Genomic DNA, 16626 nt, shown 5'->3' on the forward strand with positions numbered 1-16626 from the left:
CAAAGGCCCCACATAGCGACAAACGACGATTCTTTCCCGAAAACGAAAAATTAAACTCATCCATTCGAGCTCCATATGACGCCGCGCCGACTGCCCTCCCTATCCGCCCTGCGCGCCTTCGAGGCGACGGCACGCCATCTCAGCGCCAAGGCCGCCGCCGAGGAGCTGTCGGTGACGCCCACGGCGGTCAGCCACCAGATCCGCAAGCTGGAGGAATACCTCGGCGTCGTCCTGTTCGTGCGCAAGCCCCGCCAGTTGGTGCTCACCGGCGCTGGCAAGACGCTGCTGGCGGCATCCAGCGACGCCTTCGACACCCTGGGAGACGCGGTGGCCCGCCTGTACCACGCGCCGGAACAACCGAGCGTGACGCTCTCCACCACCCCGGCGGTGGCCGCCCGCTGGCTACTGCCCTGGGTATGCCTGCTGCGCGAACGTCATCCGGACTTGAACCTGAATATTCAGGTGTCCTACGACTGGGTGGCGTTGGATGGCGTGGCCGCCGACATGGCGATCCGCTACGGTGACGGCCATTGGCCGGGCCTGGTGACGGAGAAGCTGTTCGACAACGTCTTCGTTCCCGCCTGCAGCCCGGCACTCGGCATCAGTCGTCACGCGGACCTGCACCACCACACCCTGCTGCACTATCGGCCGCCGAGCCGCAAGGGCTCGCTACTGAGCTGGCTGTCGTGGCAGAAACTGGCCAACGTGGCGGGGCTGGATATCGACGCCGGCCTGATGTTCTCCGACGAGACGCACACCATCGGCGCCGCGCTGGATGGCCAGGGTGTCGCGCTGATGAGCAAGGCGCTAATCGCCAGCGAACTCAGCGGCGGTCGCCTGGTTCAACCGTTCGGGCCCGACATGCCCGCCGAGCCGTTTCATCTGGTGTATCCGCAAGAGCGCCTGCGGGAGCCGGCGTTCGCGGCGGTGAGGGAGTGGGTGCTGGGGTTGGCGGATCGAGCTCACGCCAGGTCGGACGTCCGCGCCTCCAACGATGCCGGCCGATAGCCGGCGTCGCGCCGTAGCAGTTCCGTCACCTCCCACAGTATCGCGGCGGATAGCGGCTCCAGCGCATGCACCTCGCCATTTTGCAGCACCGCCTCGGGCACGCCGTCGCGGTAGAGCAGGCGATTGCCCGGCACCGCCGGCAGGCGCGAGCCAGGCACCAGGATGCCCAGTAGGTTGAGTGGGTCGGCGGCCGCGACGACGACGCGCGTGCCGTCCGCCTCGCGTTTGCGCAGCGCCTTGAGCGCGCCCACCGCCTCAGGTAGCGCGAACTGCTCGCCGGCGAACTGCTGAACGAAACGCCCGCCGCGGATCTCGCCACGCGCTTCCAGGCGATGGTAGACGTAAAGCAGCTCCCGCCACGGCGGCAGCGCCGGCTCACGCTCCAGCACGCGGCGGAAGACCACGCCGTAGCGGCGCAGCAGCACCCAGGCGATATGCTCGAGGCTCGCCATGTCGGTGGTGATGCGGCGTTTCTCGGCCGGCGCCTCGCGCGGCGGCGAGGATAACCACGACCAGCGCCCCGCCGCGTCCACGCCCGGCGCGTGGCGACGACGACGCCTGCCAGAAGATGACACCGGTGGACGCTTGCTGGCCGGGGCGATCAGCGCACGCAGGCCGTTGAAGGTATCCGAGGTGACCAGTCCCCAGGCCGCCAGCTCGCCCAGCGCCTCCTCGACCTGGGTACGCAGCATGCCGCTCGCCGCCACCAGATCGGTGAAGAACATCGCACCGCCGTCCCGCAGCGCCTCGAGTGCCCGTTGCGCGCCGCCCGATAGCGCAATCTCCGCCGGGGCCGGGCTCGGCGCGACCTCGCGCCAATGGCCCAGCGCGCCGCGCTCGACCAGCGCGATGGGCGTATTGCGCAGCGGCCCCGGCCGGCGCTGGCCACCCTCGGTAGCCGCGCGTGGCGCGACCAGACGCAGCCAGACGAAGTGGCCGCTGGTGAGCAGTTGGTCGAGCCGATCCGGGGCGTAGTCCGCCACCCGCGCCGGCAGCACGTCCCGCTCCCAGGTACCCGCCGCCAGCGGGAAGCCTTCCAGTAGTTCCATCGCCCCGGCCAGCGCCTCCGGGCCTTCCGGTCGCTCAGTCAGGCCGTGCCAGTCGAGCAGGAAGCGCAGGTAATCCTGCACGCTGACCGGCTCGATTTCGGCACGCCGGCGGTCGACGGCGTAACGGTGCATGCGCGCCAGCAACCGCCGTTCGCACCACTCGACCTCGCTCGGGCTGCCGGTGAAGTCACCGCGCAGCACGAAGCCCTCCGTCTCCAAACGCGCCAGCGCCATCGTCGCCCAGGCCAGCGGCACGTCCAGCGAAGCGGCCAGCGCCGCGGCGGTGGTCGGCCCCAGCGCTTCAAGGCGTGAGCGCAGCAGCTCGACCAAGGCCTCGTCGCGGTCGGCGGGCGTCGGTCCCACCGCCTCGATGGACGGCTCGATAGCCGCGTCCGGGTGCAACTGGCGCAGTTCGGCGAGGCGTTCCGCGGCCACCCACAGCGTGGCGTCGGCCACGTTCATCGCCGTAGCGCGTCGCTCGGCAGCCAAGGTGGCGAACCATTCGCGCCAGGCATCGCCCTCGGCGTCGGTGACGAAACCGCACAGCACCAAAGCGTCGTGGAGTTCGTCGGCGTCACGCGGCTCGGGCCAGGCCTCGTCGCGCACCCGCTGGACGATCTCGGGTGCGTAGCGCGCCGATGCCGCCGCTTCCGCCAGGTCCAGCCCCCCGCCGCTGCGCACGCTCAGGGTGCGCCGCTCCTCCTGGGCGCCGTCGTCGAGGAAGGCGTAGGGACGCGCGTTGACAACTTCCTCCGCCAGCGGCGAGGGCACGGCGAGATCGCGCCCACTGACCATGACCGTGCCTTGCGCCAGACGCGCGAGCAGGCGCTCCAGCCCGGCCACGTCCATGGCATCGAGCAGGCAGTCATGCAGGGTCTGGGCGACCAGCGGATGATCGGGAATCTCGCGCGCGCCGGCCAGGTTCTCGGCGCACGCAAGCTGATCGGGAAACACCAGTGAGAGCAGGTCCTCGGAATCCTGGCGCTGAAGCTGCGGCGGGCGCCGGCGGCCGTTGCGACTACGCGGCACGGCCAGGCCGATGGAGGCGTTCCAGCGCCAGCGCAGGCCGAACATCGGCGCGTCGAGCAAGGCCTGGATCAGCACCTCGCGCACCGTGCGGTCGTTGAGGTACTGCCATACCTCGTCCAGCGGGAAGCTGTGGGTGGGGCCCAGCGACAGCACGATGGTGTCCTCCAGCGCCGCCGCCTGCAGCTCGAAGTTGAACTTGCGGCAGAAGCGCTTGCGCAGCGCCAGGCCCCAGGCCCGGTTGAGGCGCGAGCCGAACGGCGCGTGCAGCACCAAATGCATGTCGCCGGCCTCGTCGAAGAAGCGCTCAAGCACCAGGTGGTTTTGGCTGGGCACCACGCCCAGCGCCGTGCGCGCCACGGCGAGGTAGCGGGCGAGCTGCGCGGCGGCACTCGGCGACAGGGCGTAGTCCCGTTCCAGCCAGGCCCGGGCCGTGTCTTCATCGCCCTGCGCCAGTTGCGCATCGATACCGGCGCGCAGTCGCGAGACCGCCGCGGAGAGCTCGTCACTGCGTCCCGGCGCCTCGCCGAGCCAGAACGGCACGCTGGGCGGCGCGCCCTTGGCGTTCTCGACGAACACCCGGCCGGTCTCCACCTTGAGGATACGGTAGGCCATGTTGCCGAGCTGGAAGACGTCGCCGGGCATGCTCTCGAAGGCGAAGTCCTCGTTGACCGTGCCGACCTTGAGCCCTTCGGGCTGCATCACCACGTCGTAGTCGAACTGGTCGGGAATTGCCCCGCCGTTGGTCAGCGCCACCAGTCGCGCACTGCGCCGCGGGCGCAGGCGGCCGTTGACCCGGTCGCGGTGCAGGTAGGCGCCGCGTCGGCCACGCCGCGTGACGTAGCCATCGGCGAGCATCTGCACCACGCCGTCGAAGGCCTCCCAGGTGAGCTTGCGGTACGGCCAGGCCGCGCTCAGGCTTCGATACAGCCCGCCTTCGTCGCACTCCTCGGCGGCGGCGACCTCGGCGACGATCTGCTGCGCCAGCACGTCGCGCGCGCCTTCGGGAATCTTCAGGCGGTCGAGCTCGCCGCGACCCACCGCCTCGAGCAGCGCCGTGCACTCCACCAGATCGTCGCGGGTCAGCGGGAACAGCCGCCCCTTGGGCAGCCGGCCGACACCGTGGCCGGAGCGCCCCACGCGCTGCACGAAGGCCGACATCGAGCGGGGCGAGCCGAGCTGGCAGACCAGGTCGACGTCGCCGATATCGATGCCCAGCTCCAGCGACGCCGTGGCTACCAGGGCGCGCAGCTCGCCGTGCTTGAGGCGTCGTTCCGCGTCCAGCCGGTGTTCGCGGGCAAGGCTGCCGTGGTGCGAGGTCACCGCCGTCTCGCCCAGGCGGTCGGCCAGGTGGCGCGCCACGCGCTCGCACACGCGCCGCGTATTGGCGAAGATCAGCGTGGTGCGGTGCGCGTCGACCAGCGCCGCCAGGCGATCGTAGACCTCGTCCCAGACCTCGTTGGCCATCACCGCGGTGAGCGGCGCGCCGGGCACCTCGACGGCCAGGTCGCGCTCGCGCACGTGGCCGGTGTCGATCACCCGACAATCGCCGCCACCGGTCAGGAAGTCGGCGACCGCCGCCACCGGCTTCTGCGTAGCGGAGAGCCCGATACGTTGCGGCGGGCGCTCGGTCAGCCCAGCCAGGCGCTCCAGCGACAGCGCCAGGTGCGAGCCGCGCTTGCTGGCGGCGACGGCGTGGATCTCATCGACGATCACCGTGCGCACGCTCTTCAACATGGCGCGCCCCGAGGCCGAGGTGAGCAGGATATACAGCGACTCCGGCGTGGTGACCACGATATGCGGCGGGCGCTTGCGCATGCGTTCGCGCTCGCTGGCCGGGGTATCGCCGGTACGCACCCAGGCGCGAATCTCCGGCGTCGGCAGGTCCTGCGCCGCCAGCTGCTCGGCGATGCCGGCCAGAGGCACCTGCAGGTTGCGCTGGATGTCGTTGGACAACGCGCGCAGCGGCGAGACGTAGAGCACCGCCGTCTCGTCGGCCAGTCCGGTCTCTAGCCCCTCGCGTACCAGTCCATCGATAGCGGCGAGAAACGCCGCCAGCGTCTTTCCCGAGCCGGTGGGCGCGGCGATCAGCACATGGCCGCCATCGCCGATCGCCGGCCAGGCACGCGCCTGAACCTCGGTCGGCATACCCAGGTCGCGCCGGAACCAGGCCTGTACGGCGGGATGAAAGGGCGTAAGTGGCATAGGCGCGGAGTGACCTCGACGATCAATCGATGGGACGGTGCTGGGTGTCTTCGCCAGCGGTGATGAACAGCATGCGTGCCGGCTCGCTCACCGTGGCGGTATGCCACGTTCCCTGCGGCACGATGGCGAAGTCGCCACTCGTCTGGAGCTCGAGGGTCTCGGTACCGCCCTCGCGCTCAAGAAGAAACGTCACTGCGCCCGACAGCAGGCAGACGATCTCGTCGCCGTTGGGATGCATCTCCCACATCGTCCAATCGGTCTCGAATGCATGGGAGGTGACGAGGTACTCGTTATGAAAGTTCCCGAGCTGTCCATCGATCAGGCGCTGCCAGAAGCGCTCATCCACGCCGAGCGGCTCGACCGACGCATCGGGGCGCAGGCGCAGATAGGTGGAATCGAGCGTATAGGGGCCGGGATTCGGCATGGCGGGTCTCCGTCGAGTGGTGGAAGTGAAGGAATCGTTGCCCTCAAGTGTAGCTTTCGCGCCGCAGCCTGCCGCCGCACCGATCCAAAACGCGATTGATCATTCGCATGCTTTCTTTTTCAAGAGAAAAGTTATAAGATTTTTAATATCTATTCTTTTATAGAATATAAACTTATTCGGGATGGGCATATGGAGCTGCGTTTCGACCGGGTTGCCAAGACCTTCGGCAGCCTCGAAGTCATCAAGCAATTCGACAACACGATCCACAGCGGCGAAATCGTCGCCCTAGTGGGTCCATCCGGCTGTGGCAAGTCGACGCTGCTGCATATGGTCGCCGGGCTGCAGACGCCGACATCGGGCAGCTTGAGCGCCGATGCCGCGACCATCGAGTCGCCCTCTCCGCAGCGCACCCTGGTCTTTCAGGAACATGCGCTCTACCCCTGGCTGACACTGGTCGACAACGTCGCCCTGGCGCTGGAATTCCAGAACCGGCCACGGGCGGTCGCCAAGAGCGAGGCCCGGCAGTGGCTATCACGCGTTCAGCTCGATGGCTTCGAAGGCTACTACCCTCACCAGGTTTCCGGTGGCATGCGCCAGCGTGCGGCACTGGCTCGCGCGTTTATCGCCCGCCCCCAGGTGCTGTTGCTGGACGAGCCGTTCGGCGCGCTGGATGCGTTGACCCGCATGACCCTGCAGAGCGTGCTCAAGGAGCTTATTTCCGAAGAGTGCCCGACCGTGCTGCTGGTCACCCACGATGTCGACGAAGCGCTCTATCTTGCCGACCGCGTACTGGTCTTCAGTCAGCGCCCTGCCAGCGTGCTCAAGGAAGTTCAACTGGGGCACATTCCCAAGACCCATGATCTCTCCGACTTCGCCGCCGAGCGCCGGGAAGTTCTCGAACTGCTGGGCATCGATGCCGGTTCCAAAGCAAAAAACACCAACGTTGAAGGAGTGAACCTATGAAGCGCTGGATTCTGGCCCCTCTGCTAGCTCTGTTGACCATCCCCGCTTTTGCCGCGGAAGACTTCCGCGTCGGTTATGTCCGGGTCATGGACGATGCTCAGGTCATGCTCGCTTATGAAGCCGGGCTTTATGAAAAATATGGCCTGAATGCCGATCTGATCGAGTTCAGTTCCGGCACCGACCTGATCAAGGCGATCGTCGGCGGCGGCCTGGATATCGGCGTGCTGGGTTTTTCCAATGCCTTCACCTGGGCCTCGCGCGGCGCCGATCTCAAGATCGTCGGCGGCGCCCAGCGCGGTTATCACTCACTGCTGGTGCGTAACGATTCCGGCATAGAGGAAGTCGCCGGTCTGGAGGGCAAGAGCCTGGCCTCGCAGAAGCAGGGCAGCACGGCGGATATCGTGCTCAAGGGTGTGATGCTGGCCGACGCCGGGCTCGAGCCGTCCGATCTCAACATCATGGGCGTGGCGCCGGCCGTCGCCGTGCAATCATTGGTCGGTGGGCGCGTCGATGCCGCCTTCCTGTTCGAGCCCTATGATCGCATCGCACAACTCGTGGCACCGGTCGAACAGATCTACGAGATTGGCGAGGTCTGGCCGTTCCCGTGCATGGTCGTGATTACTTCGGGCGAAACGCTGGAAAAACGCGAAAAAGCCGTTTGGGCAGCACTCGATGCTCAGCGCGACGCCATCCGCATGCTCGAAGAAAAGCCCGCCGAGGCGGCGCCGCTGATTACCGAATACTTTATCGCCGAGCCGACGCTGCAAACACTCGAGCAGGGCGAGGTCTCCAGTGAGGCCGTGATCGAACAGGCCATTACCACCCAGGACTTCAGCTCGAAACTGACCGATCAGGACATCGCGCGAATGAAGGAGCTTGCCGCGATCATGCAGGAGCAGGGCATCCTGCCGGCCAGCGACGAGCCGTTCGATGTCGATGCCCTGCTGGACCTTTCCTGGCAGCAGGCACGCACACTCTAGCCCACCGTTAGCCGGCTCGGTCATAACGCGCCGGCGTTGATTCACTAATCTGAAGGGTTATTCCGATTCATGAGTGCTCAAGCGAGTGGTGTGCGCAGTAAAAGCGCTTACCTGGTCGCCATCGTCATCATCCTGTTCTTCTGGCAGGTGGCGGCGTGGTTCCTGCCCGACTTCCTGATGCCCAACGTGCCCGCGGCTTTCGTCCGGCTATGGCAGGAGCTCAACAGCAGCGAATTCTACGAGGGCCTGGCCAATAGCATGAGTCGGTTGGGTATCGGTTACGGCCTGGCCCTGCTGTTCGGCATCGTCCTGGGCCTGCTGGGCGGCACGCTGAATGCCGTGCGCAGTCCGCTCAAGGCGGCCATCATCATCCTGCAGTCAATCCCCTCGATCGCCTGGGTGCCGCTGTTCCTGATCCTGATGGGCTTCGGCAACCTGCCGATCATCGTCGTGGTCGCCATCGGTGCCTTCTTCCCCACCGCGCTGAGCGTGATGAACGCCACCGAGAGCGTCGAGAAGGTGCACATCTCGGCCGCACGCGTGATGGGCGCTTCACGCTCGCAACTGTTGCGCCGGGTCTACTTCCCGGCGGTGACACCGGAACTGATCACCGGCGCGCAACTGGCCTTCGGCAACGCCTGGCGCGCGCTGATCTCCGCCGAGATGATCGTCGGTTTCAGTGCCGGGCTCGGGCGTTCGCTGGCCTACTCGGGCGAGATCGCCGATATGACCGGGGTCATGACCAACATCCTGGTCATCGCCGTGCTCGCCGCCGTGATCGATCAGGTAATCCTGGAGAGCATCAAGCATCGCTTGCTGCGCTACCAGTACCTCTAGCCATAGTTCCACGCAGCGGGCCGAACACCGGCCCGCTCAGTCTTTCCCATCGCTCAGAATTGCAAGTGGATCTTGCCGTAATGCCGCCCCGTTTCTTCGCGACGACAGGCCTCGCCGCTCACTTGTAATAAGCCGGGCAAGCGACCATGGTCAAAGGACACCCGACGTTACACAGGGGTCTCATGACGCGACGCAAGGACAGGCAGCAACCAGGGAAGCAGCAAACGCAATCCGAACAGCCCTCGCGATGGTCGGCGCCGCAGCAGGCTCCGCAGGGCGGCCCCCGCCAGTGGGCCGTATTTCTCTGGTTCGCGCTGGGGATCCTGCTGCTCTTCTACTACGCCGACACGCTACGCCAGCCTCAAGTCACCCAACTCACCTACAGCGAATTCCTCCAGGCCGTCGACAGCGGCCAGGTCAGCGAGGTGACTCTCCAGGGTCAGCGAGTCGACGGCACGCTCAACGAACAGGGACGCCAGGCCTACGACGACGTGGGCGAGACCGGGGCCTTCGAGACCGTGCGCCCGATCGACACCGGCGAGAGACTGCTGCGACGGCTCGAGAACAACGGCATCGACATCATCGCCGAGCCGGTCGACCCGCCGTGGTGGCAGCGTATCCTGGTCGGCGCCCTGCCGTGGATTTTGATGCTCGCCCTGCTGTTCTGGTTCTGGAACCGCATGCAGCAGCGGGCGATGTCGGGCGGCGGCCCGTTCGGCATGGGCCAGTCGAAGGCCAAAAGAGTCCAGCGCGAGGACACCAGCACGCGCATGGGCGACGTCGCCGGCTCGGAAAATGCCAAGCAGGAGATCAGCGAGGTGGTGGAATTCCTCAGGCGGCCCGAGCGCTTTCGCCAGCTCGGTGCCCGGATTCCCCGCGGCATCCTGATGATGGGGCCACCCGGCACCGGCAAGACACTCATGGCTCGAGCCGTCGCCGGCGAGGCCGAGGTGCCCTTCTTCAGCATCAGCGGCTCGGATTTCATCGAGATGTTCGTCGGCGTCGGCGCCTCGCGGGTACGCGATCTGTTCAAGCAGGCACGCGAGGCATCCCCGGCGGTGATCTTCATCGACGAACTCGATGCCATCGGCCGCTCTCGCGGCGCCGGCATGGGTGGCGGGCACGATGAGCGCGAGCAGACGTTGAACCAGATCCTCTCGCAGATGGATGGTTTCGAGGTCGACGAATCGGTAGTGGTGCTGGCCGCCACCAACCGCCCGGACGTGCTCGACCCGGCCCTGCTGCGCCCCGGCCGCTTCGATCGCAAGATCACCCTGGACCTGCCCCACCGCGAGGCGCGGCGCGCGATTCTCAAGGTCCACACCGAAAGCGTCCCGCTGACTGACGACGTCGAGCTGGCGCGCCTGGCCGAGATCACCATCGGCTTTTCCGGCGCCGATCTTGCCAACCTGGTCAACGAGGCGGCGCTGCTGGCTGGGCGGCGCGAACGCACGGAAGTCGACTGGGCCTGTTTCACCGACGCCCGCGACCGCCTGCTGCTAGGCGAGGTGCGCGAGGCCGGGTTGGTCGAACGCGAGCGGCACGTGGTCGCCTATCACGAATCGGGCCATGCCCTGCTGGCCTACCTGCTACCCCACGCCGACCCGCTGGAAAAGGTCACGGTGATTCCCCGCGGCCGCGCCCTGGGAGTCACCGCCCAGGTGCCCGACGAGGAACGCTACAACTTCCACGAGTCCTATCTCAAGGATCGCATCGGCGTGATGTTCGGCGGCCGCCTGGCCGAGTCCATTGTCTTCGGCGAGGTCAGCAGCGGCGCCGAGGACGACCTGCGCCAGGCCACCCAGCTCGCCCGGCGCATGATCGCCCACTGGGGCATGAACGAACACATCGGCCCGGCCGCCTTCCCACAGAGCGAGCAGCACGTCTTCCTGGGCAAGGAAATCAGCCAGGGGCGCGAGCACAGCGAAGCCACGGCCGCCATCATCGACGCAGAGATCCGCAAGCTGCTCGGTGCCATCGAGGCGCATGCCCGAGAGTTGCTCGAGCGCCATCGAGATCGTCTCGATGCCCTCGCCGCCACGCTGGAGGAGCGCGAGACACTGGAGATCGACGAGATTCAGCGCATCCTCGATGCCCCCGTGAAATCGCACGAGACGTGAGCGGGTGACGGTCGGGGCAATCGCCACTGCTGCACTCCGGCCAGACGTCACGGCGCCGGACAGGGCTCCCCCATATCCGTCGTGCGTTGCACATCGGCCGCGTCCGGCGAGGGAAACGTCGTCTTGAATGTGAAAGCCTGGGCCGTCGGTCCATGTTCGCGTAGCTGGCGCAGTTTCGCCTCGGCTTCCTCGACCGACGGATAATGCCCTGCGGGCACCCACCATAAGACCATGTGCGCTTCGCGCATCTTATGGAACCACTCTTTCTTCCGGCGCATGATTTCGACATGCACGGATCGATAGACGTAATCGTGCAGGGACTCGACATCGTCCCAGACCGTCATGTTGACGATGACGTCGTTACCGAAGTAATCGATGGCGGTGGCGTCACCGTCGTCGGTCTGGAGACGCCAGACGAACCCAGGCGAGCGTTCCGCGAGCGTATTGATGCGATCGAGATTGGCAACGAAATCCGCCAGGGCGGGTGAATCGATAGGCGCCACCAGGTGGGCGATGTTCAGTTGGGCCAGCTTGAAAGAAGACACGTCGCGACTCCCGGTTGTCATGACCGATGCCTGCCAAGTCCAGGCACCATTCAGGGTGTTACTTATCGCGCATTCCAGTACCGGCCTGCAACAGCGCGGCGAATTAACCCTGTTACCGCCCTGCGTTGTTCAGTAAAATTCGTGCTTCGATAACGATTCGATGGGATAGCGACATGGGTAGGGCCTTCCAGAACCGCAAGGAATCCATGGCCAAGACGGCCGATGCCAAAGCCAAGGTTTACAGCAAATACGGCCGCGAAATCTATGTGTGCGCCAAGGCTGGCGGTGTCGACCCGGGAGGCAACCTGACGCTGCGGGGTCTGATCGAGCGCGCCAAGAAGGATCAGGTGCCGTCGCATGTCATCGAAAAGGCCCTCGACAAGGCCAAGGGCGGCGGCGGCGAGGACTTCTCCGTGGCGCGCTACGAAGGCTTCGGCCCCGGCAATTGCATGGTGATCGTCGACTGCCTCACCGACAACCCCAACCGCACCTTCGGCGATGTGCGCTCCTGCTTCACCAAGACCAAGAGCAAGATCGGCACGCCGGGCAGCGTCAGCCATATGTTCGATCATTGCGCGATCCTGTCCTTTGATGGCGAAGACGAAGATGGCGTGCTCGAGGCGCTGATGGAAGCCGATGTCGATGTCACCGATATCGAAAGCGAAAATGCCCAGATCACCGTGTTCGCGCCGCACACCGAATACGCCAAGGCCAAGCAAGCCTTGATCGATGCCTTCGGCGAGATCGATTTCGAGGTCGATGAAATACAGTTTTTGCCGCAGACCACCACACCCATCGAAGGCGACGACGTGGCGATGTTCGAGAAATTTCTCGACATGCTCAACGATCTGGATGATGTGCAGAACGTTTATCACAACGCAGAGGCATAATGGCGCACCGGTAACGCATTAAAAGATGCGTGAATTCGACAAGACTCAATTGTCGGCCCGTGTAATTAATTATAAGGACCCGACAACTCATCCATGAGCCAGCATCTAACCTTCTGGCTCATACTCCCGCCATTACCCCTCGCCCTGTGCCGTCTTGCGGTTATTTTCCCCTTGCTTGCGCTTCCCACACTTAGAAACTATACCGAACTAGAGTTGCCGATCAGACTCGCTCGCCATAACGCGAGTGGCAACGGCCTGATAATAACGACAAGAGTTCAGGAGATACCGTCACGCAAGGGTGAATACACACTTTCCGTCCGATTGTGAAACCGGCTTGAATCGCCGCGTTCGCGCGCGCCGGCACTCGGCATAACGCCGTTGCCGCCAATAGGAAAGCCCTGATTTCACTACCCTGGACAGCCTGTTGTTACAGCGCCATGAAAGTGGCCGGGGACGGTAGCGAAGGAACTCGGCTGGGTGGCTGCGTGCCACGCCTGCGGCCTTCGTGCCAAGTCGCACGATCACCGCCTCGACACAAGAGGACGGCAAGATGAGCGAACGTAAAAAGACCAATCCGACAGACGCAGCCGCGCCCACGGACAATCCCGGCAATACCGGGCGGCGCAAGTTACTCAAGGCCGGTGCCGCATTGGGCGCCACCGCGGCACTTGGCTTCCCCTACATCGGCAATGCCCAGACCGGCAAGACCACGACCTGGAAGATCCAGACCTCGTGGCCGGGTGGCATCGGCCTGAAAATATTCGAGGACTGGTGCAAGACCATCGTCGAAAAGACCGGTGGTGAGCTGGCCTTCCAGGGCTTCGGCGCCAAGGCCATCGTAGGTGACTTCCAGCTCTTCGACGCAGTCAAGAATGGCGTGCTCGACGCCATGAACCCGTTCACCCTGTACTGGGCCGGGCGCATGCCTGCTTCCGTGTTCCTGAGTTCCTACCCGTTGGGGCTGCGCAAGCCTTCGGAATGGGACACCTTCTTCTACAGCCTGGGCGGACTGGAAATCGCGCGAGAGCTGTTCGCGGAGCAGGGCATGTACTATGTGGGTCCGATCCAGCACGACGCCAATATCATTCACTCCAAGGTTCCGATCCGCTCGATCGACGATTTCCGAGGGCGCAAGATGCGCGTACCCGGCGGCATGGTGGCGGAGGTATTTCAGGCCGCCGGCGCCAGGACCACCCTGTTGCCCGGCAGCGAGATATTCCCGGCCCTGGAGAAAGGCACCATCGATGTTGCCGACTACACCGGTCCGGCGGTCAACTACGCCCTCGGCTTCCACGAGGTGACCGACTTCATCGTCACCGGCCCACCCGGTTTCCTGTCGATCTATCAACCGGTCGACCTGATGGACCTGACCGTGGGCATGCGGCAGTGGAATGCGCTATCCGACGAGATGAAACAGTTCGTCGAGATGGAAGTGCATGCCTACTCGGATATCCACCACGCCAAGATCCAGAAAGCGGACATGGAGGCCTGGGTCAAGTTCCAGGAAGCCGGTACCATCGTCACGCGCCTGGGCGCCGAGGACGTGGTGGAATTCACCAAACTCGCCGTGCCGCGCTGGTACGCCTGGGCCAACAAGAGCAAGGCCGCGGCCCGTATCTTCCAGATCCAACTCGACTACATGCTATCCCCACAGACCGGCTATGTGACGCCGGACATGATCAAGGGCCAGTCCTTGAACGTGTGACGTGGCATCCATGCATAATATTCCAGGACACCCGACCCCGGCACTGCCGGGGCCGGGCTCGGTGGAGAGTCGTGCGCCATGCCCAACCTGACTTTCGAGCTGCCCCACTGGATATACTGGGTGGGGCTGATCGTATTCCCGCTGATCGCGCTTTACCTGGTGCACAGGCGTGCCCGGCCCGAAAACGCGCCAAGCGTCACCAAGGGTGTTGCCTATCTATTGCTGGTCACCGGCGGTTTCGTGGGCCTGCACCGCTTCTATCTGCGCAGCGCGCTGGGTGTCGTATTCATTCCACTGTTCCTGGTCATCTTGCTGGCCAATGCCCAGGATCGCGAAGCACGCATCGACGTTTCAGCGGCGCGCAACCAGATCGATATCGCCGAGTTCATGGTGGAGCGCTACGAGGCCAGCGCGGCCACGGGCGATGAGGCCGCCGTGCAACTGGCCGAACAGGCCCGCAGCGAACTTGCCAGCGCCCAGTCCACCCTGGAGCGTAGCACTACCGAATACCGCCGCTGGCATTGGATCGCCAGCGTTTGCGCTGTGATTATCCTGCTGCTGCTGCTGGTGGACGCGGTCAGACTGCCGGGTATGGTGCGCCGCCGAGCCGCTCGCGAGCAGCCTCTGCAGGACCCTGGCTCGGATCGCGAAAGCTACGCAGCCGGGGAGCCGCGCATTCCCGGCGTCAATACGGTTTCGCCGTTCGCCGACCGAATAGACCGCATGAATAGCGTAGTCGGCGAGTTCGTGGCGCTATGGTCGGTCATCGCCGTGTTCGCCTACTACTACGAAGTCATCGCCCGTTACGTGTTCAACTCGCCCACCAATTGGGTACACGAGAGCATGTTTCTGATGTTCGGCATGCAGTACCTGCTCTCCGGCGCCTATGCGCTGCGTGAAGGCTCGCATGTGCGCGTGGACGTGCTCTACAACTACCTTTCGCTGCGCGCCCGAGCCGTCATGGACGTAGTCACGTCGGTTTTCTTCTTTATCTTCGTCGGTACGTTGCTGTGGACGGGCTGGACGTTCTTCCACGACTCGTTCGGCGCGAGCGAAGTGTCGTTCACCGAGTGGGGCATTCAATACTGGCCGGTAAAACTGGCCATACCCATTGGCGCGGCCCTGATCCTACTGCAGGGGCTGGCGGACCTGGTGCGCAATGTCCTGATGCTCAAGCGCGGGGAGGGCTAGCCCATGGGTTGGGAAATCGGTATCGAGTGGCTCACCCTGTGGATGTCGCTGTCGCTGATCGTCGTACTCATGGCCGGCTTGCCGCTGGGGTTCGCCACCGGCGGCCTCGGCTGCATCTTCCTGTTCCTGTTCGGCGATTGGGCGATGCTCAACATCCTGCCCTCGCGCATCTTCCCGATGATGACCAACTACCAGCTTTCGGCGGTACCGCTGTTCATTTTCATGGCGACCATGCTGGAACGAGCGGGAGTGATAGAAGAGCTGTTCGACATGGTCTACAAGCTGCTCGGCGGGCTGCGCGGCGGGCTGGCCACGGCGGCGGTGGTGGCCTCGACCATCATGGCGGCGATGGCCGGCGTGATCGGCGCCACCGAGGTCACCATGGGCATCATCGCCCTGCCCGCCATGCTCAAACGCTTTTACTCGCCGACCCTGGCGTGCGGTGCGATTCTCGCCGGCGGCACGCTAGGCATTCTGATTCCACCGTCCATACTGGCCATCCTGTACGCGGTCATCGCGCAGCAATCGGTGGGCCAGCTCTTCATCGGCGCGGTCATTCCCGGCCTTCTGCTGTCCAGTTTGTACGTCATCTATATCACCATCCGCTGCACGATCAACCCGAGCCTCGGCCCTCCATTGCCGGTCGAGGAACGGGTCAGCGTGCGCGAGAAAGTTCGCCTGCTGCGCGGCATGATCGCGCCGATCTTTCTGGTGACGCTGGTGCTGGGCGTGATCTTCACCGGTATCGCGACCCCGGTGGAAGCGGCGGGCATCGGCACCTTCGGCGCCCTGGTGGTGGCGGCGTTGCACCGGCGCTTGAACCTCATTGCGGTTCGCGATGCCGCGCTGACCACGCTCAAGGCCACCGCCATGGTGCTGTGGATCGTGTTCGGCGCCACCATATTCGTGGGGTTCTACATTCTCAGCGGTGGCCAGGAATTCGTCGCCGACATGCTGCTGAGCACCGACCTTGGGTCCTACGGCATCCTTCTCATCATGATGTTCATACTGGTCCTTCTGGGCATGTTCCTGGATTGGGTGGGCATCCTGTTGCTGACGGTGCCCATCTTCGTGCCATTGATCACCTCGCTGCCCTTCAACGGCGTGTTCGGCCTGCCCGGCGTGGCGCCGGAAGAGGTAGCCCTGTGGTACGGCGTGGTCTACATGGTCAATCTGCAGATCTCGTTCCTGAGCCCACCGTTCGGTTATTCGCTGTTCTACCTCAAGAGCGTGGCACCGCCGGAAGTCACCATGGCCACCATTTACCGCTCCAGCCTGCCGTTCATTGCCCTGCAGGCCACGGGGCTGGCATTGTGCATCGTCTTCCCGGAAATCGCCCTGTGGCTGCCGCGCCAGATCTACAGCGGATAGATGGCATAGATGGCCCGCAAACCAGGGTCACTCCCGATACGGCGCATGAGTGCGCGGGGCGTTCGGCAGTTGTTCATCGAGGGATTGGCGATAGCGGATACAGCCCCGCATGAACTCGGGCCATTCGGGCACCACCGGCGCCAGGTCGCTCGTGTCGGGTAGCAGGGCCCACAGTTGGGGGTGATGCCAGCAGAGATCGTGCCCGCTGCAGTCCCGGTGCTGCCGAATCGCCTCGCGCAGGGCCGTCACCTCCGAGATGAGTTCCTCGCGGGTCATGCCTTTCAAGTCTTCGTCCATTTCCCCACCCCTTTC

At 64.7% G+C, this 16626-nt stretch carries 13 protein-coding genes; 9 read left to right on the top strand and 4 right to left on the bottom strand.

What is annotated here, in order from left to right:
* Positions 1–75: 75 nt before the first annotated feature.
* Positions 76–1008 (top strand): LysR substrate-binding domain-containing protein, encoded by a 933-nt coding sequence (locus tag BLR92_RS07400; RefSeq protein WP_089727094.1) that lies wholly within the window; start codon positions 76–78, stop codon positions 1006–1008.
* Here BLR92_RS07400 and BLR92_RS07405 read toward each other — a convergent pair.
* Both BLR92_RS07405 and BLR92_RS07410 read right to left on the bottom strand, forming a co-directional pair.
* On the bottom strand, positions 963–5288 hold the full coding sequence (locus BLR92_RS07405) for a DEAD/DEAH box helicase (RefSeq protein ID WP_089727095.1): 4326 nt from the start codon (positions 5286–5288) through the stop codon (positions 963–965). The two genes, BLR92_RS07400 and BLR92_RS07405, sit on opposite strands and share 46 nt — an antisense overlap.
* A gap of 22 nt (positions 5289–5310) precedes the next feature.
* Positions 5311–5712: a cupin domain-containing protein gene (locus BLR92_RS07410; protein WP_089727097.1), complete on the bottom strand. Its 402-nt coding sequence runs from the start codon at positions 5710–5712 to the stop codon at positions 5311–5313.
* Between the two features lie 189 nt (positions 5713–5901).
* Between BLR92_RS07410 and BLR92_RS07415 the strand changes: the two genes are divergently transcribed.
* From BLR92_RS07415 to ftsH, 4 genes are all read left to right on the top strand, one after another.
* Positions 5902–6675 (top strand): ABC transporter ATP-binding protein, encoded by a 774-nt coding sequence (locus BLR92_RS07415; RefSeq protein ID WP_089727099.1) that lies wholly within the window; start codon positions 5902–5904, stop codon positions 6673–6675.
* Positions 6672–7655 carry an ABC transporter substrate-binding protein gene (locus BLR92_RS07420; protein WP_089727101.1) on the top strand — a complete coding sequence of 328 codons (984 nt, stop codon included), beginning with the start codon at positions 6672–6674 and terminating at the stop codon, positions 7653–7655. Before BLR92_RS07415 ends, BLR92_RS07420 begins: the two co-directional genes overlap by 4 nt.
* A 69-nt stretch (positions 7656–7724) precedes the next feature.
* Positions 7725–8492: an ABC transporter permease gene (locus BLR92_RS07425; protein WP_089727102.1), complete on the top strand. Its 768-nt coding sequence runs from the start codon at positions 7725–7727 to the stop codon at positions 8490–8492.
* A gap of 182 nt (positions 8493–8674) precedes the next feature.
* Positions 8675–10612: an ATP-dependent zinc metalloprotease FtsH gene (ftsH, locus tag BLR92_RS07430; protein WP_217636549.1), complete on the top strand. Its 1938-nt coding sequence runs from the start codon at positions 8675–8677 to the stop codon at positions 10610–10612.
* Between the two features lie 47 nt (positions 10613–10659).
* Here the strand turns inward: ftsH and BLR92_RS07435 are convergent, their stop codons facing one another.
* Complete coding sequence (locus tag BLR92_RS07435) at positions 10660–11157, bottom strand: DUF3291 domain-containing protein (RefSeq protein ID WP_089727107.1); 498 nt, start codon at positions 11155–11157, stop codon at positions 10660–10662.
* 173 nt (positions 11158–11330) lie between these two features.
* Between BLR92_RS07435 and BLR92_RS07440 the strand changes: the two genes are divergently transcribed.
* From BLR92_RS07440 to BLR92_RS07455, 4 genes are all read left to right on the top strand, one after another.
* Positions 11331–12047: a YebC/PmpR family DNA-binding transcriptional regulator gene (locus BLR92_RS07440; RefSeq protein WP_089727109.1), complete on the top strand. Its 717-nt coding sequence runs from the start codon at positions 11331–11333 to the stop codon at positions 12045–12047.
* A 550-nt stretch (positions 12048–12597) separates the two neighbouring features.
* Positions 12598–13752 (top strand): TRAP transporter substrate-binding protein DctP, encoded by a 1155-nt coding sequence (dctP, locus tag BLR92_RS07445; RefSeq protein WP_089727111.1) that lies wholly within the window; start codon positions 12598–12600, stop codon positions 13750–13752.
* 78 nt (positions 13753–13830) lie between these two features.
* Entirely contained in the window at positions 13831–14943 is a 1113-nt protein-coding gene (locus BLR92_RS19925) for a TRAP transporter small permease subunit (RefSeq protein WP_089727112.1), read from the top strand.
* A gap of 3 nt (positions 14944–14946) precedes the next feature.
* Positions 14947–16314: a TRAP transporter large permease gene (locus tag BLR92_RS07455; protein WP_089727114.1), complete on the top strand. Its 1368-nt coding sequence runs from the start codon at positions 14947–14949 to the stop codon at positions 16312–16314.
* A 27-nt stretch (positions 16315–16341) separates the two neighbouring features.
* On the opposite strand, the gene BLR92_RS07460 is transcribed toward BLR92_RS07455, so the two are convergent.
* Positions 16342–16611: a hypothetical protein gene (locus tag BLR92_RS07460; protein ID WP_089727116.1), complete on the bottom strand. Its 270-nt coding sequence runs from the start codon at positions 16609–16611 to the stop codon at positions 16342–16344.
* Positions 16612–16626: the final 15 nt, after the last annotated feature.

The organism is Modicisalibacter muralis (assembly GCF_900102945.1).
Lineage (GTDB): Bacteria > Pseudomonadota > Gammaproteobacteria > Pseudomonadales > Halomonadaceae > Modicisalibacter > Modicisalibacter muralis.

What these genes read in the sequence shown, in the direction of transcription:
- BLR92_RS07400 (WP_089727094.1), top strand. Translation starts at nt 76, where the DNA reads ATGACGCCGCGCCGACTGCCCTCCCTATCCGCCCTGCGCGCCTTCGAG.
- BLR92_RS07405 (WP_089727095.1), bottom strand. Translation starts at nt 5,288, where the DNA reads ATGCCACTTACGCCCTTTCATCCCGCCGTACAGGCCTGGTTCCGGCGC.
- BLR92_RS07410 (WP_089727097.1), bottom strand. Translation starts at nt 5,712, where the DNA reads ATGCCGAATCCCGGCCCCTATACGCTCGATTCCACCTATCTGCGCCTG.
- BLR92_RS07415 (WP_089727099.1), top strand. Translation starts at nt 5,902, where the DNA reads ATGGAGCTGCGTTTCGACCGGGTTGCCAAGACCTTCGGCAGCCTCGAA.
- BLR92_RS07420 (WP_089727101.1), top strand. Translation starts at nt 6,672, where the DNA reads ATGAAGCGCTGGATTCTGGCCCCTCTGCTAGCTCTGTTGACCATCCCC.
- BLR92_RS07425 (WP_089727102.1), top strand. Translation starts at nt 7,725, where the DNA reads ATGAGTGCTCAAGCGAGTGGTGTGCGCAGTAAAAGCGCTTACCTGGTC.
- ftsH (WP_217636549.1), top strand. Translation starts at nt 8,675, where the DNA reads ATGACGCGACGCAAGGACAGGCAGCAACCAGGGAAGCAGCAAACGCAA.
- BLR92_RS07440 (WP_089727109.1), top strand. Translation starts at nt 11,331, where the DNA reads ATGGGTAGGGCCTTCCAGAACCGCAAGGAATCCATGGCCAAGACGGCC.
- dctP (WP_089727111.1), top strand. Translation starts at nt 12,598, where the DNA reads ATGAGCGAACGTAAAAAGACCAATCCGACAGACGCAGCCGCGCCCACG.
- BLR92_RS19925 (WP_089727112.1), top strand. Translation starts at nt 13,831, where the DNA reads ATGCCCAACCTGACTTTCGAGCTGCCCCACTGGATATACTGGGTGGGG.
- BLR92_RS07455 (WP_089727114.1), top strand. Translation starts at nt 14,947, where the DNA reads ATGGGTTGGGAAATCGGTATCGAGTGGCTCACCCTGTGGATGTCGCTG.
- BLR92_RS07460 (WP_089727116.1), bottom strand. Translation starts at nt 16,611, where the DNA reads ATGGACGAAGACTTGAAAGGCATGACCCGCGAGGAACTCATCTCGGAG.